This is a genomic window from Pseudoalteromonas luteoviolacea S2607 (assembly GCF_001625575.1).
GTDB lineage: Bacteria > Pseudomonadota > Gammaproteobacteria > Enterobacterales > Alteromonadaceae > Pseudoalteromonas > Pseudoalteromonas luteoviolacea_E.
Map to the genome: position 1 here is coordinate 47,342 of NZ_AUXV01000034.1, position 23,312 is coordinate 70,653.

General features: G+C 43.1%; 23 protein-coding genes and 1 tRNA gene. 8 read left to right on the forward strand and 16 right to left on the reverse strand.

The features are described 5' to 3' along the window. Nucleotides 1–9: 9 nt before the first annotated feature. Genes N480_RS15320 through N480_RS15340 form a run of 5 tightly spaced genes read right to left on the reverse strand, consistent with a single transcriptional unit; the run spans nucleotide 10 to nucleotide 3,671 of the window. Complete coding sequence (locus N480_RS15320) at nucleotides 10–612, reverse strand: SCO family protein (protein ID WP_063373352.1); 603 nt, start codon at nucleotides 610–612, stop codon at nucleotides 10–12. After that, the gene (cyoE, locus tag N480_RS15325; protein ID WP_063373353.1) at nucleotides 612–1,517 is read right to left on the reverse strand and encodes a heme o synthase; all 906 of its coding nucleotides are present in this window, start codon (nucleotides 1,515–1,517) and stop codon (nucleotides 612–614) included. The genes N480_RS15320 and cyoE overlap by 1 nt, the downstream gene beginning before the upstream one ends. Beyond that, entirely contained in the window at nucleotides 1,514–2,509 is a 996-nt protein-coding gene (locus tag N480_RS15330; RefSeq protein WP_063373354.1) for a COX15/CtaA family protein, read from the reverse strand. Before N480_RS15330 ends, cyoE begins: the two co-directional genes overlap by 4 nt. 9 nt (nucleotides 2,510–2,518) lie before the next feature. Beyond that, nucleotides 2,519–2,995 (reverse strand): hypothetical protein, encoded by a 477-nt coding sequence (locus N480_RS15335; RefSeq protein ID WP_063373355.1) that lies wholly within the window; start codon nucleotides 2,993–2,995, stop codon nucleotides 2,519–2,521. Next, nucleotides 2,988–3,671, reverse strand: a complete 684-nt coding sequence (locus tag N480_RS15340) for an SURF1 family protein (RefSeq protein ID WP_196761504.1) — start codon at nucleotides 3,669–3,671, stop codon at nucleotides 2,988–2,990. The genes N480_RS15335 and N480_RS15340 overlap by 8 nt, the downstream gene beginning before the upstream one ends. Nucleotides 3,672–3,731: 60 nt before the next feature. Between N480_RS15340 and N480_RS25030 the strand changes: the two genes are divergently transcribed. Beyond that, a complete protein-coding gene (locus tag N480_RS25030) occupies nucleotides 3,732–4,034 on the forward strand; it encodes a DUF2909 domain-containing protein (RefSeq protein WP_081231894.1) in 303 nt (100 codons plus the stop codon). Here N480_RS25030 and N480_RS15345 read toward each other — a convergent pair. From N480_RS15345 to N480_RS15370, 6 genes are all read right to left on the reverse strand, one after another. Continuing rightward, the gene (locus N480_RS15345) at nucleotides 3,940–4,815 is read right to left on the reverse strand and encodes a cytochrome c oxidase subunit 3 (protein ID WP_063373357.1); all 876 of its coding nucleotides are present in this window, start codon (nucleotides 4,813–4,815) and stop codon (nucleotides 3,940–3,942) included. The two genes, N480_RS25030 and N480_RS15345, sit on opposite strands and share 95 nt — an antisense overlap. Beyond that, nucleotides 4,808–5,407, reverse strand: a complete 600-nt coding sequence (locus N480_RS15350) for a cytochrome c oxidase assembly protein (RefSeq protein WP_063373358.1) — start codon at nucleotides 5,405–5,407, stop codon at nucleotides 4,808–4,810. The genes N480_RS15345 and N480_RS15350 overlap by 8 nt, the downstream gene beginning before the upstream one ends. After that, on the reverse strand, nucleotides 5,407–6,996 hold the full coding sequence (gene ctaD / locus N480_RS15355) for a cytochrome c oxidase subunit I (protein ID WP_063373359.1): 1,590 nt from the start codon (nucleotides 6,994–6,996) through the stop codon (nucleotides 5,407–5,409). Before ctaD ends, N480_RS15350 begins: the two co-directional genes overlap by 1 nt. Further along, nucleotides 6,996–8,135 (reverse strand): cytochrome c oxidase subunit II, encoded by a 1,140-nt coding sequence (coxB, locus tag N480_RS15360; RefSeq protein WP_063373360.1) that lies wholly within the window; start codon nucleotides 8,133–8,135, stop codon nucleotides 6,996–6,998. The genes ctaD and coxB overlap by 1 nt, the downstream gene beginning before the upstream one ends. 611 nt (nucleotides 8,136–8,746) lie before the next feature. Then, nucleotides 8,747–9,967: a serine hydrolase domain-containing protein gene (locus N480_RS15365; protein WP_063373361.1), complete on the reverse strand. Its 1,221-nt coding sequence runs from the start codon at nucleotides 9,965–9,967 to the stop codon at nucleotides 8,747–8,749. Between the two features lie 25 nt (nucleotides 9,968–9,992). Next, a complete protein-coding gene (locus N480_RS15370; RefSeq protein WP_063373362.1) occupies nucleotides 9,993–10,823 on the reverse strand; it encodes an alpha/beta hydrolase in 831 nt (276 codons plus the stop codon). Nucleotides 10,824–11,072: 249 nt separating this feature from the next. Here N480_RS15370 and N480_RS15375 point away from each other — a divergent pair, with 249 nt between their 5' ends. Next, a complete protein-coding gene (locus tag N480_RS15375; RefSeq protein WP_063373363.1) occupies nucleotides 11,073–13,211 on the forward strand; it encodes a winged helix-turn-helix domain-containing protein in 2,139 nt (712 codons plus the stop codon). A gap of 104 nt (nucleotides 13,212–13,315) precedes the next feature. Here N480_RS15375 and N480_RS15380 read toward each other — a convergent pair whose 3' ends face one another. From N480_RS15380 to N480_RS15395, 4 genes are all read right to left on the reverse strand, one after another. Beyond that, nucleotides 13,316–14,494, reverse strand: a complete 1,179-nt coding sequence (locus N480_RS15380) for a LamG domain-containing protein (RefSeq protein ID WP_063373364.1) — start codon at nucleotides 14,492–14,494, stop codon at nucleotides 13,316–13,318. A gap of 422 nt (nucleotides 14,495–14,916) precedes the next feature. Continuing rightward, entirely contained in the window at nucleotides 14,917–16,566 is a 1,650-nt protein-coding gene (gene groL, locus N480_RS15385; protein WP_063356331.1) for a chaperonin GroEL, read from the reverse strand. Between the two features lie 60 nt (nucleotides 16,567–16,626). Next, nucleotides 16,627–16,914 carry a co-chaperone GroES gene (locus N480_RS15390; RefSeq protein ID WP_063356330.1) on the reverse strand — a complete coding sequence of 96 codons (288 nt, stop codon included), beginning with the start codon at nucleotides 16,912–16,914 and terminating at the stop codon, nucleotides 16,627–16,629. A gap of 167 nt (nucleotides 16,915–17,081) precedes the next feature. Beyond that, nucleotides 17,082–17,615, reverse strand: a complete 534-nt coding sequence (locus tag N480_RS15395; RefSeq protein WP_063373500.1) for an FxsA family protein — start codon at nucleotides 17,613–17,615, stop codon at nucleotides 17,082–17,084. A 240-nt stretch (nucleotides 17,616–17,855) separates the two neighbouring features. On the opposite strand from N480_RS15395, the gene cutA reads away from it, so the two are divergent. From cutA to N480_RS15425, 6 genes are all read left to right on the forward strand, one after another. Beyond that, nucleotides 17,856–18,176, forward strand: a complete 321-nt coding sequence (gene cutA / locus N480_RS15400) for a divalent-cation tolerance protein CutA (protein WP_063373365.1) — start codon at nucleotides 17,856–17,858, stop codon at nucleotides 18,174–18,176. After that, the gene (locus N480_RS15405; protein WP_063373366.1) at nucleotides 18,176–19,996 is read left to right on the forward strand and encodes a protein-disulfide reductase DsbD; all 1,821 of its coding nucleotides are present in this window, start codon (nucleotides 18,176–18,178) and stop codon (nucleotides 19,994–19,996) included. Before cutA ends, N480_RS15405 begins: the two co-directional genes overlap by 1 nt. Before the next feature lie 217 nt (nucleotides 19,997–20,213). Then, complete coding sequence (gene aroQ / locus N480_RS15410) at nucleotides 20,214–20,675, forward strand: type II 3-dehydroquinate dehydratase (RefSeq protein ID WP_063373501.1); 462 nt, start codon at nucleotides 20,214–20,216, stop codon at nucleotides 20,673–20,675. A gap of 19 nt (nucleotides 20,676–20,694) precedes the next feature. After that, nucleotides 20,695–21,156, forward strand: coding sequence for an acetyl-CoA carboxylase biotin carboxyl carrier protein (gene accB / locus N480_RS15415; protein ID WP_063373367.1), 462 nt, complete (start codon nucleotides 20,695–20,697; stop codon nucleotides 21,154–21,156). Nucleotides 21,157–21,176: 20 nt separating this feature from the next. Continuing rightward, nucleotides 21,177–22,517 (forward strand): acetyl-CoA carboxylase biotin carboxylase subunit, encoded by a 1,341-nt coding sequence (accC, locus tag N480_RS15420; RefSeq protein WP_063373368.1) that lies wholly within the window; start codon nucleotides 21,177–21,179, stop codon nucleotides 22,515–22,517. A 185-nt stretch (nucleotides 22,518–22,702) separates the two neighbouring features. After that, nucleotides 22,703–22,779 (forward strand) — tRNA-Ile (locus N480_RS15425). A 188-nt stretch (nucleotides 22,780–22,967) separates the two neighbouring features. On the opposite strand, the gene N480_RS15430 is transcribed toward N480_RS15425, so the two are convergent. Then, nucleotides 22,968–23,168 (reverse strand): hypothetical protein, encoded by a 201-nt coding sequence (locus tag N480_RS15430; protein WP_063373369.1) that lies wholly within the window; start codon nucleotides 23,166–23,168, stop codon nucleotides 22,968–22,970. Nucleotides 23,169–23,312 lie beyond the last annotated feature (144 nt).

Sequence of the window (23,312 nt, forward strand, 5' to 3'; positions counted from 1 at the left end):
TCTGTGTAATTATTTGCTTTGTGCTAAAATTATTCTAAAGTCTTGCACCATTTTTTCTGCGTTGATATTCGGTACTTGCCCCTGTTTAAACTCTGGTTTAAATATCGCTTCTAACTGCCCTAATGGATTAATTAATGCGATTGAGGCACTATGATCTACGTAATAGTCAGTCCCACCATCATCATTAATCGCGTAAATAAGCCCAATATCTCTGACAAACGGAAATAGCTGCTTATGTTGCTGGGTTGCAGCGATAAAACTCTTGTCAAAGTAACTTACATAAGCCTGACGTTTTGCGCTGGTATCTCGATTTGGATCAACGGATACAAACCATACTTGAGACTCAGCCAATTGACTGATTTTGGTATTTATATGGGTAAGTTTCGAGAGCGTCATTGGACAAATATCAGGACAGCTGGTGTAGCCGAGAAACAGTAAATTCCAGCGACCTAGCAAGTCTTTGTTGGAAACAGGTTCATTGTGCTGGTCGAGCAATTCAAACGGCTTTAGTACTTTCGGTTTGGGGTAATGGACTGTCAATTCAGAAACCGTCTCCTCATGCGTACAGGCAGATAATATACCGACGAGAATAAACAGTAATATCAAACGCATTACAAAACCAGCTTATCGATGAAGAATACAACAAAGAGTAACAATAAATACGTAATCGAAAAACGAAAAACGTGCATTGCAGACTCTGACTTTGATTCAAAATATAAACAGATTATTTTTTGCACAAAAACTACATTTAACAAACTGGATATAATCAAATAAAACCAGTCAGACATACCGATTAAAAATGGCAATAAACACACTAACATTAACAATACTGCGTAAATTAGCATGCACAACTTAGTAAACTTCACACCATGGGTAACCGGTAACATAGGAATGTGAGCTCGTTCGTAGTCTTTTTTTCTAGCTATCGCAAGCGCCCAAAAATGTGGCGGTGTCCATGTGAATATAATCATCACCAACAACCATGGCTCTGCGCTCATTGTGCCTGACTCACTTACCCAGCCCAGTAAAGGAGGCATTGCCCCTGCAAGCCCGCCAATCACAATATTTTGTGGTGTCATGTGTTTCAAAAAAACAGAATATACTACCGCATACCCAAATAGTGCGCTGACTGTCAAAACTGCACAAAGCCAATTACTAAATACTAACAATAGACCAACGCCGCTCAACCCTATGCATGCAGCAAAGGTATATGCTTGCTGCGAACTTAATTGTCGCTGCGCTAAGGGCCTATGGCGCGTTCGCGCCATTTTCTTATCTCGCTCTTTGTCCACTACATGGTTAATAGCTGCTGCCGCTGCTGATACAAGCCCAATGCCAAGTAAACTAAAAAATTGAGCCATTGCACTGCGTCCAACCTCTGGCGCTAATATGACCCCAACCCATGCCGTTAGCACCAACATCAACACTACTTTAAGTTTACATATACCAAGGTATGCTTCGGCACTTTTTGGAAAATCTGAGACGCGTGTTAGATATTTTTCACTGTGTAGACTCATATCATCACCTTTTTCGCTCGACTGAGAAAGTAACAAACTCGAACTAAGGCTAATAACAACAACGCTGCCATAAGATTGTGAAATAAAGTTAAAAGAATAGGGAATTGAAAGTGTACAATAATGGCGCCAATAGCCACTTGCATCAGTACCAACAACAATACCAAATTCGCTGCGCGGCGAATCATCGACTGCTGTATTTTTATATGCACCGCAAATGCAAGCATCACTATTGCTAATACTGTAACCGCAGCCCAAATACGATGTACCAGATGAATTGACAAACGCGTTTCAAAGGGCAGCACTCCATATTCATATGTGCTCGCCGATTCAGGTATTTTTAATAAGCTGCTCCACGAGAACAATTCACCATTTGAACACAGTGGTAAGCCAGTACAATGTGGCGCAGCATAATTTGCTGCAAGCCATCCCCCCAATGCAATTTGAAAAACCAACACACATAAACAGGCAACCCCTGCCTTTAAGCAAACCCGTGCATTACTTTCATAGTCAATATGTTTCCGCTCAGTTCTTAAGTAAATTAACGTGAGTAGGGACAATATAGTAAAGCCACCTAATAGATGCCCCATAACGACGAAGGGTTGCAAGTTTAACGTTACTGTCCACATGCCCAAGAGCGCTTGAAAGCAAATCATAACTAACAAACTTGCAGCCAGTAATTTTGGAGCTTGACGCTGGTTTGAGCGGACAATAACAATAAAAATAAACAACACAACGAGAGCTAAACCACCTGCAAAATAGCGATGGATCATTTCAATCCACGCTTTTCTTGGTTCAAGGTTGCTGCTTGGAAACTGTATCTGAGCGGCAGTTATCTCGTGCAATTCGTTTGGCACAGTTAAAAAGCCATAGCAACCCGGCCAATCTGGGCAGCCAAGCCCTGCATTACTCAACCGAGTATATGCTCCCAGAACCACAACACACATCGCCAATATGCAGGCAAATGTGATCGCGCGATGAAATACCTGCGACATACCCCCTCCTTATTTTGAACGTGCATAGTTGAGCAACTTTTTCATATCCTTTAGTAACCCTTTAAGTACCAAACGGTTTGACTCTGGGTCAGGTTGATAAAGATACTCAAGGACAACAAGACCATGTTTATCAACTAAGTAAAATGCAGCTGGAACCAGCTTAGACTGCTTGCTCCGAAGCCCGGACAACGTGGTTTCATCGTCAAAGAGAACAACGGATACTTTTTGACTGTGTTTACCTAGCGCAACTTTGAGTTGCTCCGCATTTTTACGCTGAACATCGCAAGATTTCTCGCAATGCTCTGGCAAGTTAAGAACAATACTCCACATTTTATCTTCGGACTTGATGGGGAGTACCACTTCTTGCTCCAAGAAGCGTCCATAATTGGTCGTTGAAGTGGGCGCTAAATCAAATTTCAATACAGCAATTGCAGCTGCTACAGGTAATAAAAAACATCCTATAAACAACCCTAATGTTTTATTCATTGTGACTAGCCCCCTGATTTTTATGTTTATATGCGAAAAGTGCGATCACCCCCGCGGAAATGCCAATGAGTAACCATTGCAGAGCATAAGCACGATGTTTATCAGGGCTCATTACAACAGCTTGATAATGAGGCCTTACTCCCGAGAACACAGCTTGCTTCGCAATCATCAGCAAAGGAGAAATCTGATACCCTGAATCTAGACTAAAAAAGGCGTGATCTAGATATTGCAATACATTGTCATGATACGCACTTTGATTAGGTGCTGTTGCTAACGTAAAGCCAGACCATTTACCGATTTTAAACTCTACGTCTACCGAGATTCTGTCAGTTGGCAACTCAACGAAAGGCAGCCTTTTTCGGTCTTGATCACCGGCAACAAATCCTAAGTTAAGTGCGTGATATTCGGTTCGCCCTTGAGGCAAGAAAAGTACAATTAGATCATAGCCAATTTGACCTTCAACAATTTGATTATCTAGCAACCACCACTGCGAAGTATCAATATGCCCGCTAATTGTCGCTGTTGCGCCCTGCAACAACTCTGGCTCCGACACAGCCTCCCACCACTGCTTATTATCACTGCGCATAGCAATTTGTGTTAAGTAACCTTGTTTTTCTTGCGCGCGCTGCCATTGCCAAAACGCCAACCTAAAACACACCGAAACAACAATTGTCACTGCCAAAATAGCCAGAACTGTACTAGTCTTTTTTTTAAATAGGCGGATGACAGAACCCTCATGCTAATAAAATGGATTATTACTGCACTACTTCTTATTATTCTCTACCACTTATTCAGAGCACTTTTCGCAATGCTTAAAGGCCAAGAAACCTCTAAAAACATGTCGAAAATGCTGGGCAAACGTGTTCTCTTTTCTCTAGCAGTTGTTTTATTCATCTCACTTTCAAGTCACTTTGGACTCATTAAACCCAACCGCTTTGACCCCTCTACAATACGTACACAAACACAAATAAGCACAACCAAACCACATCCACAAAATGCCAATACCAAGCGGCAGCCTGAAAAGCAAAGTGTTGATTAGAATCGAGGTGACCTTTAATAATTCGCAACCACACCACCAATAAAATTATCGCGCCAAGCGTCACATGCATGCCATGGAAGCCTGTGAGCATAAAAAATGTGTTGCCATAAATTCCTGAGCTGAGCTTGAGCCCGAGCTCCTGATAAGCATGGATATACTCTTCAACCTGCAAGCCAAGAAAGATGAATCCTAGTAAAATTGTTACACCCAAAAATACCGTGAGCTTAGTGCGTTCATCTCGCTCAATAGCAGTGTGTGCAAAGTGTAAGGTGACAGAAGAAGTAAGTAAGATGATGGTATTTATCAGCGGTAGACCGTGCCAAGGCATGGCTTGCGTCATATCCCCATTGGGCGTAACTAACAGAGGCCATACAGCCTCAAAGCTAGGCCACAAAACTTCATTTGTCATCAAATTGTTACTGCTACCGCCAAGCCAAGGTACCGCAAACATTCGAACATAAAACAGCGCACCAAAGAATGCTGCAAAAAACATCACTTCGGAAAAAATAAACCACCCCATGCCCTGCCTAAATGAACGGTCCATTTGTTCAGAGTACAAGCCACTCATAGACTCATCAATTACGTGCCGAAACCACCCCACAATCATAGCGATGAGTACCCCAATACCGGCAAACAATACCCAAGCACCGTAACTGGCATCACTGTTTAGCTGCATAACCGTAAGACCTGCCCCCACCGCAATAAGAAACATTGCGATGGCCCCTACAATTGGCCATGGGCTTTGCTCTGGCACATAATAAGTTTGATAACTCTTATCCATTTTCGTGACCTCGCAGGTAAACGTGTTCAGCCAAGCTCGCAAGCTGAACAGGTGTATTTTTTTGCTTTAGATTGGAAGTGGTCGTACTGTCTGTAATGTCATACAAAGTGTAAGACAACGTTAGCTCTTGTACGTCCGTCGGCAATTCTGTATCGACATAGAAACGCAATGTAAACTTCATCGTTTGATTCGCTTGTAAGCTTTGTTGATCGAAGCAGAAACAAGCTAATTTATGTAAATACTTTGCCGCTTGACCAGGAGAAACAGAGGGAATAGCTTGCATTATTCTAGCGCTATCACTTAGGTTACGGGCGACAAATTCTACTTCTGATAACTTACCGGGTTGCACAGTGACAGAGTACTGCTGAGCTTCAACGCTAAATGGTGCGCTACTCTTTGCGTGTGTTGTAAAACTTACATCAACGACTCTAGACTCATCGACTTTTTCACTTTGCTCAGCAACGACCAAATCGACTTTACCGTTTAGCCCTGTGATATCGCAAAACACGTCATACAACGGCACCAAAGCAAACGCAAAGGCGAACATACCAAGTACCGCTAAGATAAGTTTTTTAATTAATGGAGTATGCATTAGTCTACCTTAGGCGGCTTAGAAAATGTGTGATAAGGCGCAGGTGAAGCAACCTCCCACTCTAAACCTTCAGCGCCATCCCACACTTTATTGGGCACCGACTCGCCACCACGAATACATTTGAATACAACCGCCACGAATAGAAGTTGAGACAGTCCAAACACGAATCCACCAACGCTTATGATGGCGTTAAAATCCGCAAACTGCAGTGCATAATCTGGAATACGCCTTGGCATCCCAGCTAAGCCAACAAAGTGCATAGGAAAGAACAGCACGTTTACACTAATGAGTGACATCCAAAAGTGCCACTGCGCTAACGTTTCGCTGTACATATTACCCGTCCATTTTGGCAACCAATAATAAGCAGCTGCCATAATGGAAAACACCGCACCGGTCACCAGCACATAGTGAAAATGAGCGACAACAAAATAAGTATCGTGATATTGAAAATCAGCGGGCGTAATTGCCAACATTAATCCTGAAAAACCACCTAAAGTGAATAGAACAATAAATGCGATAGCAAACATCATAGGAATTTCAAAACTGATGGCGCCTCGCCACATTGTCGCAACCCAGTTGAAAACCTTTACCCCAGTAGGAACTGAAATAAGCATCGTGGCATACATAAAAAACAGCTCTCCCGCCAGCGGCATCCCAGTGGTAAACATATGGTGTGCCCAGACAACGAATGAAAGCAACGCAATTGACGACGTAGCGTAAACCATAGACGCATAGCCAAATAGCTTTTTACGAGAGAAAGTTGGAACAATCGTCGAGATAATGCCAAATGCAGGAAGAATCATGATGTACACTTCAGGGTGACCAAAAAACCAGAAAATGTGCTGAAACATCACGGGGTCGCCACCACCCGCGGCGTCAAAAAAGCTGGTGCCGAAATATTTGTCGGTTAAAACCATGGTCACTGCACCAGCCAGTACGGGCATAACCGCGATCAATAAAAATGCTGTGATTAGCCATGTCCACACAAAGAGCGGTAATTTCATCCAGGTCATACCTGGCGCACGCATATTTACTATGGTCACGATGACATTAATCGCCCCCATAATGGAACTAATACCCATAATATGTACGGCAAATACAAAAAGTGCGGTATTGTCGTTGCTGTAAGTTGTCGAAAGCGGAGCATAGAATGTCCATCCAAATGCAGGCCCGCCCCCTTCCATAAATAAAGACATCAATAAAATAGCGAAAGCAAATGGTAGAATCCAAAAGCTCCAGTTGTTCATTCTAGGCAGCGCCATATCAGGCGCTCCAATCATCATTGGGATCATCCAGTTTGCCAGACCAGTAAATGCTGGCATTACGGCCCCAAATACCATCACGAGGCCGTGAACGGTTGTCATCTGATTGAAGAAGTGCGGGTCGACCAATTGCATGCCGGGCTGAAATAACTCAGCACGAATCACCATTGCCATTGCTCCGCCGGTTAGGAACATCAACAATGAGAACAATAGATACAGTGACCCGATATCTTTGTGGTTTGTGGTATATAGCCAACGCTTTAAACCCGAAGGAGCGCCGTGAGAATGTTCGTGCGATGCTTGTTGTTCTTCTGCGGCAATAGACATTACTCTTTCTCCTTAGTCGCATCGATAAAGGCTTGAATTTGTCCTGGTTGAATGACTTCCCCAGTATCATTTCCCCAGCTATTTCTCTTATACGTAATAACACCAGCGATTTCTGTTAGCGTAAGCTGCTTACCAAATGCTTGCATGGCTGTACCTGGTCGGCCGTTCACTAAAATATCAATGTGGGCACTGACCTCACCATTGACAACAGGGCTCCCTTTCATCGCAGGAAAGACACCCGGTAACCCCATGCCCGTCGGCTGATGACACGCAGCGCAATAGGCCATATACACCCGTTCACCCTCCGCCATTAATTCATCTTTCGACAAGGTCGCACTCGCAGACGCAGCTTCAGCAGCCGCTGCTTGCTGTTTGGCCTGCTGCGCTTCGGCCAGCCAAAGTTCAAACGCCTCAGGTTTGCGTGCATCAACAACCACTGGCATAAACCCGTGATCTTTACCGCATAATTCGGCACATTGCCCCCGATAAATGCCCTCTTCGTTAACGCGTGTCCAAGCTTCATTTATGAAGCCTGGGTTCGCATCTTTTTTCACTGCAAAATCCGGTACCCACCAAGAGTGAATTACATCGTCGGACGTCAGTAAAAAGCGAACTTTGCGATCTGTGGGAATAACTAACGGCTTATCGACTTCCAATAAGTAATGTTCTTGCTTCGCTTCAAGATTTTCAATTTGCTCTCTGGGAGTTGAAAGTACAGAGAAAAAGTCAACGTCATGGCCCATGTACTCATAGTGCCATTTCCATTGCGAGCCGGTTACTTTAATGGTCAAGTCGGATTTACTGGTGTCTTCCATTGCAATCAGAGTTTTAGTCGCTGGAATAGCCATGACGACCAAAATGAGGAATGGCACTGCAGTCCAAAATATTTCCACTTTGGTGCTTTCATGAAATTGAGCGGGTTCGACCCCTTTAGATTTTCGGTGATGTATGAGTGCCCAAAACATCACCGAAAAGACAATGACCCCTATGACACAACAAATCAGAAATATGGTCATATGCAGTTCATACACTTCATGACTCACATCAGTCACACCCTGACGCAAGTTGTAATCACTGGCTACTGTGTTCGCGCTGAAAAACAATGAATAAACAAAAACTTGTAATTTAGAAAGATGCATGTGGCGTCTCCGCTTTCCTATCAAGCTGTGCTCAAAGGATTTTTATTATTGGGTGACTGTCAAAAGGCATAATTTATTGCCATTACCGCATGACTCCCTTAACAACTAGTCAAAAAACAACCAGCTTGCAAGTTTTCTGTCTGTAAATATGGCGTTTTATTTAGGTAAAATGTTCCGTTCCTATAGTTGAGTCTAGCGCGCTCTACTTTAGGCATGCGGAGTAAAGTTATGGCTTAGTGAGGTGATTACAGTATTGATTAATTTAAAGTATTTACTTCAACCATGGGTTTAGAAAGTTTAGTAACTTTTAAAATGAGAATTGGATAATGTCCATGCAAAAACGCAAACAAAAAACATTTTATTAACAATGTGCTTTAACACCGAAAAGCATATGTTTGTTCATGCATTTTGCGATACCTGTTGTAATTCATGTCATCGCGTTGCAACAAGAGGCTCTGCAAAAAGTCTACAGCGCCTCTGCGCATCGTTTACTTCCTATATGGCTTGCTAACGCGTGAACTTGTACCGTTAAGCACTATCAAATTAAGGCATCAGGTACTTTTTAATAACGCGACTAAATGCCAAGCTCAAAATGTACTTGAGTACGGTTGTTACATGCTAAATATGGGCAGTACGGTCTCAGCAATGACTTGCATCGTTTGATCATTTCTTTCATGCGCTGTCGTGACAACAATTAAATCAAGCTCATCAATCAGTACAATATATTGGCCTCCACCACCTTGAGCGGAGCGAGTCGAATAGTGCTTACTTCCTAGTTTCATATCCGCTTGCCACCAGTAGTATCCATAACTGGCATTTAGAACAGTGTCCCCTGTAAAGAAAATATCCCTATCTTTTTGCGTCACTATTTTTTGAGTGGCTTTTTCGACAAATGCTTCAGGGATCAATTGCACTCCTTGCCACTTTCCCTTATTCACTGTTAGTAAAGCAAACTTCAACATATCGCGAGAAAGCATGCTTGACGCATACGCCCCCATCGGTAGCCCGCTGATATCATCTCGCCAGTCAAAATTCACAATACCTAGTTTATGCAGTAATTCTGATTCAATAAATGCGCGAGCGCCACCAGGGACAACCGCATTCAGCACCTGCATCACCAAGATGGGATCTAAACTTTGATAATGAAATGTTCGCTGTTGATTGGTAATCGGTGCTGTCGTTTCAAAAAAAGCTTGAACTTGCTTTTGCCCTTGCAATTTGTTCGGGTTGCTTTTTAACGCAGTCATCTGCGCCTTGCTAATGCGCAAACCTGAACGCATTGTCATCGCTTGATGCAATGTAATATCAGCGGCACCAAGCGCAAACTTTTTTGGGTTCAGTTCCTTTAAGAAGCGCACAATGGGTTTATTTAAATCCGCCATACTCAAGTAACCTAGCTGTATAGCACGACCAATTGCATAGCTCAGATAGGCTTTCGTTGTCGACGCTTGGCTGTGAGGAAGATCTGCTCGCCCTCGCAAATAATATGATTCAAACACCAGCTTACCTTGGTGGGCAATCAACATACTGTCGTAACGACCCAGTGCTTGCTTTGCCAACCCTTTCACCAATTTATCTAGCTTCTTGAGATCACCACCACTTTTACTGAATTCACCAATAGCGATGAAATCGTTTTTGCTTTCGGGCGATAAATCGATAAATGGCTTTTTCAAATAAGGAAGCTCCCTAAATGGCATCGTTTTTTCAACCTCTGACGCACGGGGAGCATTGTCAGAGTCTACAACTAATCTAGAACTCGCATGTACACAAAAAGCCATGCTGCCTATGAGCAATATGATACTTCTCAAAACATAATTAATAGAAATTAACATCACACTTTCCTTAAATTGTCAGCGTTTATAGCTGTGATAGCCAAGCGACGCCGCGAGCAGCAGTCATTGGCACAGCTTGAGAATGATCTCCCTTCATAACTTCATGAGTGAGCGCTATATGACTTATTTGAAGTGATTTAAGCTTTTTCAAAAATGAGTCTACATGTTTACTTAAGCGGGCTTCGTTGTCGCCATATGAGATAAATACATTCGCATTGATGGGCTCCTTCTTATCTAAAAGCCCACTCAAATAATCAACACTGCCACCAATTGATGGGCTCCCTAAAATATAATTTTTGAAAGTGTCAGGCTGCTGTAGCAAGGCATACAAACCAAATTGCCCACCGAGAGAGTAACCAAAGTACGCTCGTTGCTGTGGTAGGGTGCGATAATGTGCCTCCACTAGCTTAAACACATCTTTGCGAATAAACGCCAAATGCTCATCTGCTTTGCCAAATTGATACTTAGCTTGACGCTTTGCGTCTTTTGATGGCGTCACAGTATAATCACGAAAACGACTCACATGCTGCCCTGATGCTTTTAGCATTTTTTCGTCGATATCTTTTTGCCAAGAAATCCCGACCAAAATGACGTCTTCCATTAGAAACGTGGTTGCTGCCGATAATAAATCAATCTGCCAAACGGCATCAGTATAATAAATCACTGGATAGTGCTGCTTGGGGTTATCGTTATACCCTTGTGGCAGTTTTACCAGTAACTCATACTGACCGCCATTCACAGAGCTTGTAATGGGTACTACCTCTGTTCTGGGCATTGAATAGGCCTCTAGGGTTTTCGCATGAAGCTTAAAAGCGCATAAGAGCGCCATAACTGTAATTACAATATATTTATTCATTGTTATTCCTCAATTAATAAAAGAACTGATTTGTGTTGTTTCAAATCACCTCTGAATAACATTAGCGATGAGAAGCCAGCCTGACATGACGTTGCTCTGATGTTTAAATGATTTGCCCTGATTTCATAAAAAAGCAATTAATTCATCACATTACAATTAAAATTTTGTTATCTAAAAGAGTGTGATAATCTCAAATTGCTCACTTTTGAGCGCATTTATCCACTAAGTTGACACTGAGTAAGAGGGAATATGACGCAACAATACTGGGTTGGAAATTTTTTTGTTGATATATCCCGCAATCAAATTACACACCAAGAGCAGACCCAAACGCTTGCTCCAAAAGCCATTTCAGTACTTACAGTCCTAGCTAAAAATCAAGGCAAGGTCGTAAGCCAAGATATGCTGTTAGATATCGTCTGGTCCAATACTGTTGTTTCACCAAATACCTTGCAGCGCAGTATTGCTCAACTGCGAAAAGCGCTAGGTGACGACGGAAAAGTTCAGGTCATCATTAAGACACATGCCAAGCAAGGCTATAGTTTAGAAAGTGAAGTGAGATGGCATGAGGAAGATGAAACAGATGCTCCTCCAAAAGCGGATATACCAATCGCCCAGCCGGCTAAACCCATACCAACTACCTTAGCACCGAATAAAAGCCCCATTCACAAACGTACTTTCGCAGTGATTGGCAGCATTATACTGACCGCATTAGGTTTGTTTTTATTGTCAGAACGCCCGCCTACAAAACTAGAAATAGCTAAACTAAATGCACTAACAGCCACAGATCATAGAGAAAATGCTGGAATTTATTCTCCTGATGGGGAGTATGTTGTGTTTCATCGTTATGAAGAGCGGTTTTGCATCAACAACATCTGGGCAAAGAGCACTAAAACACAAGAAGAGTTTCAGCTTACACAAGAACTTAACTCTCATGGTTCACATACTTTTTCAGGAGATGGGAAAACCCTCTACTTCATTCAAGAACAAGACTGCAGGCAGCCAATAACACAAAAACAGTGCTATAAATTGTTGGGGCTTGATTTCACTAAGTCCCTACACAGTGCACAATCGCCATCTACTTTGATGGAATGTAAAAATACGCGCATTAGTACCCCTATTTGGATGCAGGGCAATCAAATCGCGCTCCTACAGCAAAGTGAACAACGTTGGAAGCTCATTAGTTATTCGTTAGATGACCAACAAAGTCGCGACATATATGCACCAACCGAGGGAAGTGTTATAGATTATGATTACTCTCTCAAAAATGATCTAATCGCACTCACAAGTGTCAGCAGTGAAGGGGCTTATAACCTAACCATGCTCAAGCCAGACGGCACGGTGATAGCACAAAACCAAATAGAACGACCGCCTGAAATTGCACAACACCGCTTTATTTACCCTAACTTTTCACCTTTTAAAAATAGGCTGATGTTCAGTACTGGGCGACAACTGTTTACCCTGACATACGATGGGAAAATTGACAATATAGACCTTCCGGTTGATGTGCCAATGGGCTCGCCACGATTTCACCCAGATGGCTCTCGATTGTTAGTAATTAAAGGCTTTTATGATAGAGACATGGCAAGCTTTTCTATATCTGAACTAGCAGCACATTATGAAGAACAACTAAGAGATAAACATCAGCAGGTATATACCATTGAGGAGCGTTCAATTACCTCTGAGGGCGGAGCGACCTTTCAACCAAATGGTAGCTTATTGGCATTCTATACCTTCCGCTCAGGTATTCAGCAAGTATGGATAAAAGAGAATAGCAGAGTCAGACAACTTTCTAATTTTCCACTAGATTCCTTTATTTATGGGATGCGCTGGGCCAACGATGGACAAAGCCTGTTGGTCAATGTATCAAAAGAGCTACAGCAACTAACGCTGGCAGGTGAAAGCCAAACATTCTCATTTAATTACCCAATTGAACAGTTATTCCATTGGGATAGCCAAGCCCAAACCGCCTTGGCAAATATACGTATCAATGGCATCGTAAAATTCGCCGAACTGAATTTATCCCAACTAAGTCATACAATATTAACCAACCGACCAGCAAACTGGGCTCAAAAAGACAGTAAAGGTGGGCTCATTTATACGGATGGACTGGACAGGTTTTGGCGCTCCAATACCTTAGAAGACACCCTCATAGAAACGCTCAACGAGCAGGGCAGCAACCTACAATTCATCGTCGACAATGACGTCATTTATGGTATTAACGAACGTTTTCAGCTGTGGCGCTATTCGCTTGAAACACAGCAGTTTAAAGTCCTTGGAGACATGCCTAGAAACATTGATTACTTGAGTGATGTGCGTGGAGATCAGGCATTTATTTCTCTGCGCATTGAAGCCAAAAAAGAACTTGCCGAATTGGTGTTAAAAAATTAACCGCGTATCAAAATAAACTCCAAAATCAAACAAGCCCAAGCAATTGCTTGGGCTTGTTTGGTGATTAGCTTAAGCCGCAGATTAAATCCCGCAGCACTAGCTGGTTATTGAGCCGCATAATCTACTCGAATGACACCATATCTTACCCATGACTCACCAGTGAATGTCTCATGGTCACACGTTACAACGATAGTGTTATGTGGATGTCCATTACTGTAAGCATCCCAAGCCCCTAAATCTTCATAAACCCATACATCTATCATGCCATCGGTAGATAATGTCATTGGGTTGGTATTGGTTGCCGTACTGCCATATGCCGCGTTAATCACACCAATGCGACAAGATTTACTCGCCATCTCGTGCACTCGATGGTCGAAAACAACACGTTCAATAAACTTACCCGGATTAATTGGCAAGTTACATGTCATAATTTTCCCTTGAGATACTTCGTAGCTGCCCCTGTAAGCATGTGCTTTAGGTGTCAGCACAAAGTCTTCCATATTACAGTTTGTTGCTGCTGGATAAAATTGAGAGGTTGTATTAGGTTCAGGCTGCCATGAACTTGGTGGGTATGGATTAGCAAGTTTGTCTACTTCACTGTCTGACAACGCGCGATGGTATACTCTGATCTCGTCCATTTCGCCATTCAATGTATCACCCGAATGCGCGTTTACGCCATCTGTGCCAATTACAGCACCAATTAACATATATGTACTGGAGTTGTTTAGTGTTGCGCTGGCGTTTACATTAGTGTCTTCGACTAAGCCATTAACATACACTTTTGCCACACCATTACTACGTGATACAGTGACGTGATGCCACTGATCTGTGCTCAGCGTACTAGACGTTTTGAGACTGAATGCCCCAGCGGCATCAAAAGTTAATTTACCGCCATGAATGTACATTTCCCAAGCTCTATTGGAACCGCCACCCCACTGCCAATGACTCATAACCCGAGTGTACGACGAATCATAGGCACGCGGTTTAATCCAAAAACTGATTGTGAAGTCTTTATCTGCAAATGCCCATGCATCGCTATCCGCTACTTTAATATGTGAATCATTGCCATCAAAATTAAAGCCAAAATCAACCACCCCAGCTCTAATAGACATACCACCAACGAGTGCACCATGATGTGCATTCAATGATACATCACGTGCAGAACCCGGAATAATAGAACCGGACCAATGAGCCTGCAAAGCTTCTGAGCTCACATTGGCAATTGCATTGTTGGCAAACACCAAGGGTAAGCCGGTAAGTAGTAAGCTGATAATGCGTTTCATCGTTATTTCCTTATTAAATATTATTTTATTGATTATCAAAATAATGAGCGTTTCATTCAGTGCCATTAATCATTAAAAAGACACCTCTGCTGAAATCTCCATGCCAAAAAAAATCATTTTTGCGAGTAAAGATTAACAGGCCATTTATTTTATAAGCTCACTTCATCAATAACAAATTAAACAATTATTAACCAAAAATAACTTAGGCGTTTTTTTGAGCAACGCCCCTCTAGGAGGATTTGATATATGAAAAAAGACAAGGCAGGTGGCAATCAAATTGGGCTCTCTCTCTTGCATACCTTTTAAACACCTTTCTAAAAGGGAAGCCACTACTTTAATATGGACACTCAAAAGCAGGCAACAAAAAACCCTAACATCAAGATGCTAGGGTTTTTCTAAAAAGCGATTTAGGCTGATGTTTATTACATCATGCCGCCCATGCCGCCCATACCGCCCATGCCACCCATATCAGGTGCAGCAGCCGGCTCATCCTTTGGAATTTCAGCAACCATTGCTTCTGTTGTGATCATCAGACCAGCAACTGATGCTGCAAACTGTAGTGCAGAACGCGTTACTTTAGTTGGGTCAAGAATACCCATTTCGATCATGTCGTCGTACTGGCCGTTCGCAGCGTTATAACCGTAGTTACCTTCGCCCGCTTTAACCGCGTTAACAACAACTGATGCTTCGTCACCTGCATTAGAAACGATTTGACGAAGTGGCGCTTCCATCGCACGTAGTGCAACTTTAACACCGTGGTTTTGGTCTTCATTGTCACCCTCAAGACCTGCGATCTTGCTTGCAACACGTACTAGTGCAACACCACCACCTGGTACAACACCTTCTTCAACCGCTGCGCGAGTTGCATGTAATGCATCTTCAACACGGTCTTTTTTCTCTTTCATTTCAACTTCAGTTGCTGCGCCAACTTTGATTACTGCAACACCGCCGGCAAGTTTTGCCATGCGCTCTTGTAGTTTTTCTTTGTCGTAGTCAGACGTTGCTTCTTCGATCTGTGCTTTGATTTGTGAAACGCGACCGTCGATAGCAGCTTGCTCACCAACACCGTCGATGATAGTTGTATCGTCTTTAGTGATAACAACGCGCTTAGCAGTACCTAGATCTTCTAATGTTGCTTTCTCAAGCTCTAGACCGATTTCTTCAGAAATCACAGTACCACCCGTTAGGATAGCAATATCCTGTAGCATTGCTTTACGGCGGTCACCAAAACCTGGCGCTTTAACCGCTGCTACTTTAACGATACCACGCATGTTGTTTACAACAAGAGTTGCAAGTGCTTCACCTTCAAGGTCTTCTGCAATGATAAGTAGTGGCTTGCTTGTCTTAGCAACGCCCTCTAGTGTAGGAAGAAGTTCACGGATGTTAGATACTTTCTTGTCTACTAATAGAATGTGTGGGTTGTCTAGTTCAACTTGGCCTTTTTCAGCGTTGTTGATGAAGTATGGAGATAGGTAACCACGGTCAAACTGCATACCTTCTACAACATCTAATTCATTCTCTAGAGATTGACCTTCTTCAACCGTGATAACACCAGACTCACGACCTACTTTTTCCATTGCTTCAGCAATGATGTCACCAATTTCTTTGTCAGAGTTTGCAGAGATAGTACCTACCTGTGCAATTGCTTTAGTATCAGCACATGGAGCAGAAAGCGCTTTTAGTTCTTCAACCGCAGCAACAACTGCTTTGTCGATACCACGCTTAAGGTCCATTGGGTTCATGCCAGCTGCAACAGACTTAAGGCCTTCGTTTACGATTGATTGCGCCAATACTGTCGCGGTTGTTGTACCGTCACCCGCTGCATCATTTGCTTTTGACGCAACTTCTTTAACCATCTGTGCGCCCATATTCTCAAACTTGTCTTCAAGCTCGATCTCTTTTGCTACAGAAACACCATCTTTAGTGATAGTTGGCGCGCCGAAAGACTTATCTAATACTACGTTACGACCTTTAGGACCCAGTGTTACTTTTACTGCGTCTGCTAAAACGTTTACGCCCTGAAGCATTTTTGTGCGAGCGTCACCTGCAAAACGAACTTCTTTTGCTGCCATGTTTTTATTCCTCTAAATTCTTTTAGTTAAAAGCTACTTTGTTTTATTACAAGCGAGTGCTTACTCAACAATACCTAGAATATTGTCTTCACGCATGATCAGGTACTCTTGACCTTCGATCTTCTCAGTCTTCTCAACGTATGAGCCGAAAAGTACTGTGTCGCCTGCTTTTACTTCTAGCGCTCTTACTTCACCACTGTCCAACACGCGGCCGTTACCTACAGCAACAACTTCACCACGAGTTGATTTTTCAGCTGCTGAGCCAGTCAATACGATACCGCCAGCAGATTTAGTTTCTTCTTCTAGACGCTTAACAATAACGCGATCATGTAAAGGACGAATGTTCATTGATTTAGTTCTCCTAACTTTTCTGAACAAGGACAGAGTAATCTGTTTACTCAGAGTGAGTCGCGGCCCGACGGTGCGGCGCTCAACGCGACTCTCTGGATTAATTTGTAACTTGCAATTCTAGATGGGGGTGGATATTTAAAACCCAAGAGAAAAATTAAAAAATTTTAATCTTTTCTCTGATATTCACCTTCAATCGTCGTGTTTGACTGAGATTCAGATTGCGGGGCTTTGCGTTCAAAAGGATCAAACTTTTGCTCTTGAAACGGCGCTTGCGTATCTTGATGTGGTTGCTGTTGGCCAAAGCCTTGGCCAAACATGTTGCCTTGGGCCGAACTTTGCATTTTCACACTGGCTTGCTCAATTAAGGTTTTAGCAATTTTTTGTCTGATCACTGGGGTCAGTAACATAAAGCCCAACGCGTCTGTCATGATACCCGGCGTCATTAAAAACACGCCCGCGATGATCACACATAACCCGGTAAATAAATCTTGGCCGGGTAATTGGCCCGATGCCATTTGTCTTTGCACATTGGAATAGGCGCCAAGCCCTTGTTGCTTGACTAACTTAGCGCCTAGGATTGCCGTAGCAATAACCAGTGCAATCGTCGCAAATCCACCAATGACATCACTGACCTGGATCAGCAATGCTATTTCAACAATTGGTACAACAATAAAGAGTAGAAAAAGAACTTTAAACATAGATTCTCCAAATAAACTGAAATAGATGTATGGCTTCTCAGGTCTAATTTCAAGCTTATAGTCAGCATCCAATAACACTTTGGCTTTCTGTGGGGTGTTCGTCTGGACAACACTTTGTTGTTTAGAGCAAAACCAAGTAGGAAAGTTCAGAGTATATAAATGCAACTCAACGAGCACACCTTGGGATCCAAGTTGTCTTCCGATACTATATGGGCACAACGAAATAGTCGGCAATATACGATGAGTACTCCATACAGATTGGTCATGACGACTTGTGATAGCAAAGATAATGCAAAGCACATCGCTGCGCATTTAGTGTTAAATAAATTAGCAGCTTGTGTGAACATTTTGCCCCAATTAGAGTCAATCTACATGTGGCAAGGAGAAGTCACACAAAGTGACGAATTTAAATTACTGATCAAAACGAAATCCGCACTGGTTAATGAAGTCATTGAAGTGATCCAAACAGAGCATAGTTACGATGTGCCTGAAGTACAGGTCATAGAAATAACCGATGGTGCACAACAATACTTTAACTGGATGGAAGAGGTACTGAATTAATGCGACTGACGACGCTTATTTTTTCTTTTTTTATGCTGCTCTTTATAGGCAGTTTTCAGGCTCAGGCCAATAATAATGTGCTTGATAGCTTATTGGCACCAAAGCAACAAACATTTTTACCCGTCGATCAAGCCTTTCAGTTCGACTTTGACCAACAGGGCAATGTACTGTTTACTGGTTGGGACATTGCGCCAGGTTACTACATTTATAAGCATAAACTCGAGTTTGTAGGCAAAGGGGCAGAGATAAAAGTACCTGAACTTGCAAAAGGCAAAATGATCGAAGATGAGTTTTTTGGCCGCACAGAAGTGTATTTTGACGAACTTTCAGTGGTTTCTAAGTTGTCAAATGTCGGTCATGACGCCATGGTAAAGGTCCGTTTCCAGGGCTGTGCTGAAGCTGGGTTGTGTTACCCTCCTGAGATCATTGAAATTCCATTAACAGCATTTGGCGGCCCAAGTGATGATGCAACCGCATCAACACCAACTTCAGATACACCGCCGCAGAAAAAACAAATTTCAACGCCGACGGCGCAAAATGACGGCGAATTATCGTTTAATGAACGTTTAGCGCAACAGAGCTTTGCTGCAAACTTAGGTGCATTCTTCTTAGTGGGCGTGTTGTTGGCATTCACACCATGTGTGTTCCCAATGTTCCCTATTTTGTCTAGTTTGATTGCCGGCCAAAAGAACTTATCGACCAAAAAGGCCTTCTCTCTTTCTTTTGTCTATGTGCAAGGCATGGCGGTCACATACGCAGCTCTAGGTTTGGTGGTTGCCTATTTTGGTGGCCATATCCAAGGCTATATTCAACACCCTGCTGTACTAATTAGTTTCAGTATCTTATTCATTATTTTGGCCTTTGCTATGTTTGGCTGGTTCGAGCTGCGTTTACCGAGTGGCATGATGAGCAAACTCACAGAGATCAGCAATCAACAAAAAGGTGGAAATTATACCGGTGTATTTATGATGGGCGTGCTTTCAGGCCTTATTGCCAGCCCGTGTACAACTGCGCCACTGTCTGCCGCACTACTTTATGTAGCACAAAGTGGCGACTACCTTGTTGGTGGTTTAACTTTATATGCATTAAGTTTAGGTATGGGTCTACCGCTGCTATTACTCGGTACGTCTGGCGGCAAATTACTCCCCAAAGCAGGCGGTTGGATGGAGCAAGTTAAAACCTTATTCGGTTTCTTGATGCTCTTTGTCCCCCTTATTTTACTTGAGCGTATTTTAGACTTCGACATCATTGTGATTCTGGCGTCGGTGCTTGCCATTGCCACTGCGTTATATTTGCACTACTGGCAGAGTGGCCAACAACAAGGCAAAGGCAAAACAATTTTGTGGGCAATGTCCATGACGCTGTTTGTCACTGCCTTTTTAATGGCTCAGTCAGTCCTATTCAAACAGCCTATTTCTCAAACGACGGTGGTCAACACACAACTTGAAGAGAAGAAGTTTAGACTGATAGAAGGACTAGATGGTCTCAATACTGAGGTTGCAAAAGCCAACCAGCAGGGTCAGATTGCCGTTGTCGATCTTTATGCGGACTGGTGTGTCGCGTGTAAAGAATTTGAGAAATATACTTTCCCAGAAACTGAAGTACAAAAAGAGTTTCAACATTTTGAGTTATTAAAGCTGGATCTGACAGAAAGTAACGATACAACATTTGAGATCATGGACCATTTCACGGTCTTTGGTTTACCAAGTATGTTGTTCTTCGACAAACAAGGTAATGAAATCCCTGAACTTCGCGTAACTGGCTTTATGAACGCCGAAGACTTTGCCGAACACTTACGTAAAGTGCGCGATTACCAGTAAATTCCTCTCCCCTCCTCACGCCTACTTGAGTTTAACCATCAAGTAGGCGACACTTTATGTCTGATTAGACCAGTATTTTGCTGCTATTTACCTCGAACACTCTATAATAGTTCACGAACGTGAGAAATATTTGCTATTTATCGCGCAAGCGCTTAAGTTAGGCAAAGCAAAAGACGAAAAGTCGGTTTATTTCCCATTTAAAGGAATTTCACGCATTATGTCAGCAAATTTTAAGGTTTTAGTACTAAATGGCCCCAATTTGAATATGTTAGGGCGACGCGAGCCAGATAAATATGGCACACAAACCTTAGCTGAGATAATGCAGTCACTGGTAAAGTGCGCAGAACAACATGATGTGACGCTGACTCATTTTCAAAGCAACAGTGAAGCTGAGCTGATTAATACTATCCACGATCATTATGACAAAGTGGACTGCATTATTATTAACCCAGCTGCTTTCACGCACACGAGTATCGCAATGCGCGATGCGTTGCTCAGTATCAGCGTTCCATTTTACGAGGTGCATATTTCTAATGTGCACGCACGCGAGCCATTTCGTCACACATCATACTTTTCGGATGTGGCGAAAGGCGTAATATGTGGATTAGGTGCAACTGGCTATCAAGCCGCACTGCTGGCAGCTATTGACCAGTTGCGCAACCAAAATAACTCAAATTAACTAACAGGCGGGCCAAGTTATGGATATTCGCAAGATTAAAAAGCTAATCGAACTAGTAGAAGAATCAGGTATTGCAGAGCTAGAAATCACCGAAGGTGAAGAGTCAGTACGTATCAATCGTCACAGCAGCGCGCCTGTTGTAGCTCAACCTCAACAATTTGCTGTACCTGCGCCAATGGCGGCACCTGCTGCAGCGCCTGCGGCACCGGCTGCTGAAGCGCCTGCAGCTGAAGCGGCAACGCCAGCAGGTCACCAAGTTAAGTCTCCAATGGTTGGTACTTTCTACTCTGCATCTTCTCCAACTGCAGCGGCATACGTTGAAGTAGGCGCTAAAGTAAATGTTGGCGACACACTTTGTATCGTTGAAGCGATGAAGATGATGAACCAGATCGAGTCTGACAAGGCAGGTACTGTTAAAGCTATCCTAGTTGAAAACGGCGAGCCAGTTGAGTTTGATCAACCTCTATTCATCATCGAATAATCCCCAAGAAGGCAAACACTATGTTAGATAAAGTAGTCATTGCAAACCGAGGTGAGATTGCACTTCGCGTATTGCGTGCCTGCAAGGAGCTTGGGATTAAAACGGTTGCTGTGCACTCAACAGCTGACCGTGACCTTAAACACGTTCTACTTGCAGACGAAACAATTTGTATCGGTAAACCAGCAGCTGCTGAAAGTTACCTTGATATTCCTCGCATTATCGCTGCGGCAGAAGTAACTGACGCGGTTGCTATCCACCCAGGATACGGTTTCCTATCAGAAAACGCTGACTTTGCAGATCAAGTTGAGCAAAGCGGTTTTATCTTTATCGGTCCTAAAGGCGATACTATCCGCCTGATGGGTGACAAAGTTTCTGCAATCGAAGCGATGCGTAAAGCCGGCGTACCTTGTGTACCTGGTTCTGATGGTCCACTGACTGAAGATAACGAGCGCAACGTACAGATCGCAAAGCGTATCGGTTACCCAGTTATCATCAAGGCAGCAGGCGGCGGCGGTGGTCGTGGTATGCGTGTTGTTCGCTCTGAAGATGAGCTACTGGATTCAATCGCTCTTACCCAAACAGAAGCACAGCAGTTCTTTGGTAATGGCATGGTATACATGGAGAAATTCCTTGAAAACCCACGCCACATCGAAGTACAAGTACTTGCTGATGGTCAAGGTAATGCGATTCACTTAGGTGAGCGTGATTGTTCAATGCAGCGCCGCCACCAAAAAGTAGTGGAAGAAGCACCAGCACCAGGCATTACAGCAGAAATGCGTAAGTTCATCGGTGACCGTTGTACACGCGCATGTATCGAAATCGGTTATCGTGGTGCAGGTACATTCGAATTCCTATACGAAAATGGCGAATTCTACTTCATCGAAATGAACACGCGTATTCAGGTTGAGCACCCAGTAACAGAAATGGTAACTGGTGTAGATCTAATCAAAGAGCAATTAAAGATTGCCGCGGGTCAGCCTCTGTCAATCACACAAGATGACGTTGTAATCAAAGGCCACGCGATTGAGTGCCGTATTAACGCTGAAGATCCTGAGTCATTCATTCCGTCTCCGGGTAAAATCACGCGTTTCCACCCAGCAGGTGGTCTAGGTATTCGTTGGGACAGCCACATTTACGCTGACTACACGGTGCCACCGCACTACGATTCAATGATTGGTAAACTGATCACTTACGGTGAAAACCGTGATGTTGCGATTGCTCGTGCACGCAACGCGCTAAATGAGCTTGTGATTGACGGTATTAAGACAAATACGCCGTTACATCAAAAGATCCTAGCGGATGAAAACTTCCAAAATGGTGGCACAAACATCCACTATCTAGAGAAGAAGCTCGGTCTTTAAGACACAGTAGCTAAAAAAGCCGGTCACCCCGGCTTTTTCTTTATTCGGAACTTATCCGTTTGCCTTTTTATTAATCAATTGAACAAGATAAGCTAGATTTTTCGGCTTTAGCTAGTGACAAGTGTTTAAAAAGTTCATATACTGCCAGCGCTTCAAAAGATTGTTTTAACACAATCGAAAAAAATGGCCCTATAGCTCAGTTGGTTAGAGCACCCGACTCATAATCGGTAGGTCCCTGGTTCGAGTCCAGGTGGGGCCACCATTTTTCTCAATGATTCTCATACTTTACAATCCCTTTATCTGAGCCACTTAGTGTCAAATAACAAGATTTGCAGTGTCTAAACGCTTTGAACTATTGCAGCCAGTCAATATAAACAGGGCCAATACAATCAAAATGATACGAATTGACCCTAGTACTCTCTATTTTACTGTCACATGTGAATACCGTACTTAAGGCTCGATGCACCCGCTATAGTTCGGAAGTCCGTCAGCAGGCTTTTTCCCTTTGTGCGTACCTGAACCGCCGCGAACTTTATGCAAAGTTGCCCAATTCAGCGTATTCGCTTGAGTTAAAGTTGGTGCGTTAACTTGTTTTGACGCCACAGATAATTTTTGCAATAGCGATGTGGTTAGCGAGAATAGAACTTTCATAGACCCCCCTTTACGATGCCTTTTTAGTTTCTATTTTATTAATTCTACCTCTTTCATCTTACGCAAAAGATTGGATAAAGCCATACAAGGATACTGACCAATTGGCAAACGCGTCAGTTCCTTATGCGGCTTTATTTGTGGACA

Coding starts and splice junctions, on each gene's coding strand:
- N480_RS15320 (WP_063373352.1), bottom strand. CDS start 612: ATGCGTTTGATATTACTGTTTATTCTCGTCGGTATATTATCTGCCTGT.
- cyoE (WP_063373353.1), bottom strand. CDS start 1,517: ATGAGTCTACACAGTGAAAAATATCTAACACGCGTCTCAGATTTTCCA.
- N480_RS15330 (WP_063373354.1), bottom strand. CDS start 2,509: ATGTCGCAGGTATTTCATCGCGCGATCACATTTGCCTGCATATTGGCG.
- N480_RS15335 (WP_063373355.1), bottom strand. CDS start 2,995: ATGAATAAAACATTAGGGTTGTTTATAGGATGTTTTTTATTACCTGTA.
- N480_RS25030 (WP_081231894.1), top strand. CDS start 3,732: ATGCTAATAAAATGGATTATTACTGCACTACTTCTTATTATTCTCTAC.
- N480_RS15345 (WP_063373357.1), bottom strand. CDS start 4,815: ATGGATAAGAGTTATCAAACTTATTATGTGCCAGAGCAAAGCCCATGG.
- N480_RS15350 (WP_063373358.1), bottom strand. CDS start 5,407: ATGCATACTCCATTAATTAAAAAACTTATCTTAGCGGTACTTGGTATG.
- ctaD (WP_063373359.1), bottom strand. CDS start 6,996: ATGTCTATTGCCGCAGAAGAACAACAAGCATCGCACGAACATTCTCAC.
- coxB (WP_063373360.1), bottom strand. CDS start 8,135: ATGCATCTTTCTAAATTACAAGTTTTTGTTTATTCATTGTTTTTCAGC.
- N480_RS15365 (WP_063373361.1), bottom strand. CDS start 9,967: ATGTTAATTTCTATTAATTATGTTTTGAGAAGTATCATATTGCTCATA.
- N480_RS15370 (WP_063373362.1), bottom strand. CDS start 10,823: ATGAATAAATATATTGTAATTACAGTTATGGCGCTCTTATGCGCTTTT.
- N480_RS15375 (WP_063373363.1), top strand. CDS start 11,073: ATGACGCAACAATACTGGGTTGGAAATTTTTTTGTTGATATATCCCGC.
- N480_RS15380 (WP_063373364.1), bottom strand. CDS start 14,494: ATGAAACGCATTATCAGCTTACTACTTACCGGCTTACCCTTGGTGTTT.
- groL (WP_063356331.1), bottom strand. CDS start 16,566: ATGGCAGCAAAAGAAGTTCGTTTTGCAGGTGACGCTCGCACAAAAATG.
- N480_RS15390 (WP_063356330.1), bottom strand. CDS start 16,914: ATGAACATTCGTCCTTTACATGATCGCGTTATTGTTAAGCGTCTAGAA.
- N480_RS15395 (WP_063373500.1), bottom strand. CDS start 17,615: ATGTTTAAAGTTCTTTTTCTACTCTTTATTGTTGTACCAATTGTTGAA.
- cutA (WP_063373365.1), top strand. CDS start 17,856: ATGAGTACTCCATACAGATTGGTCATGACGACTTGTGATAGCAAAGAT.
- N480_RS15405 (WP_063373366.1), top strand. CDS start 18,176: ATGCGACTGACGACGCTTATTTTTTCTTTTTTTATGCTGCTCTTTATA.
- aroQ (WP_063373501.1), top strand. CDS start 20,214: ATGTCAGCAAATTTTAAGGTTTTAGTACTAAATGGCCCCAATTTGAAT.
- accB (WP_063373367.1), top strand. CDS start 20,695: ATGGATATTCGCAAGATTAAAAAGCTAATCGAACTAGTAGAAGAATCA.
- accC (WP_063373368.1), top strand. CDS start 21,177: ATGTTAGATAAAGTAGTCATTGCAAACCGAGGTGAGATTGCACTTCGC.
- N480_RS15430 (WP_063373369.1), bottom strand. CDS start 23,168: ATGAAAGTTCTATTCTCGCTAACCACATCGCTATTGCAAAAATTATCT.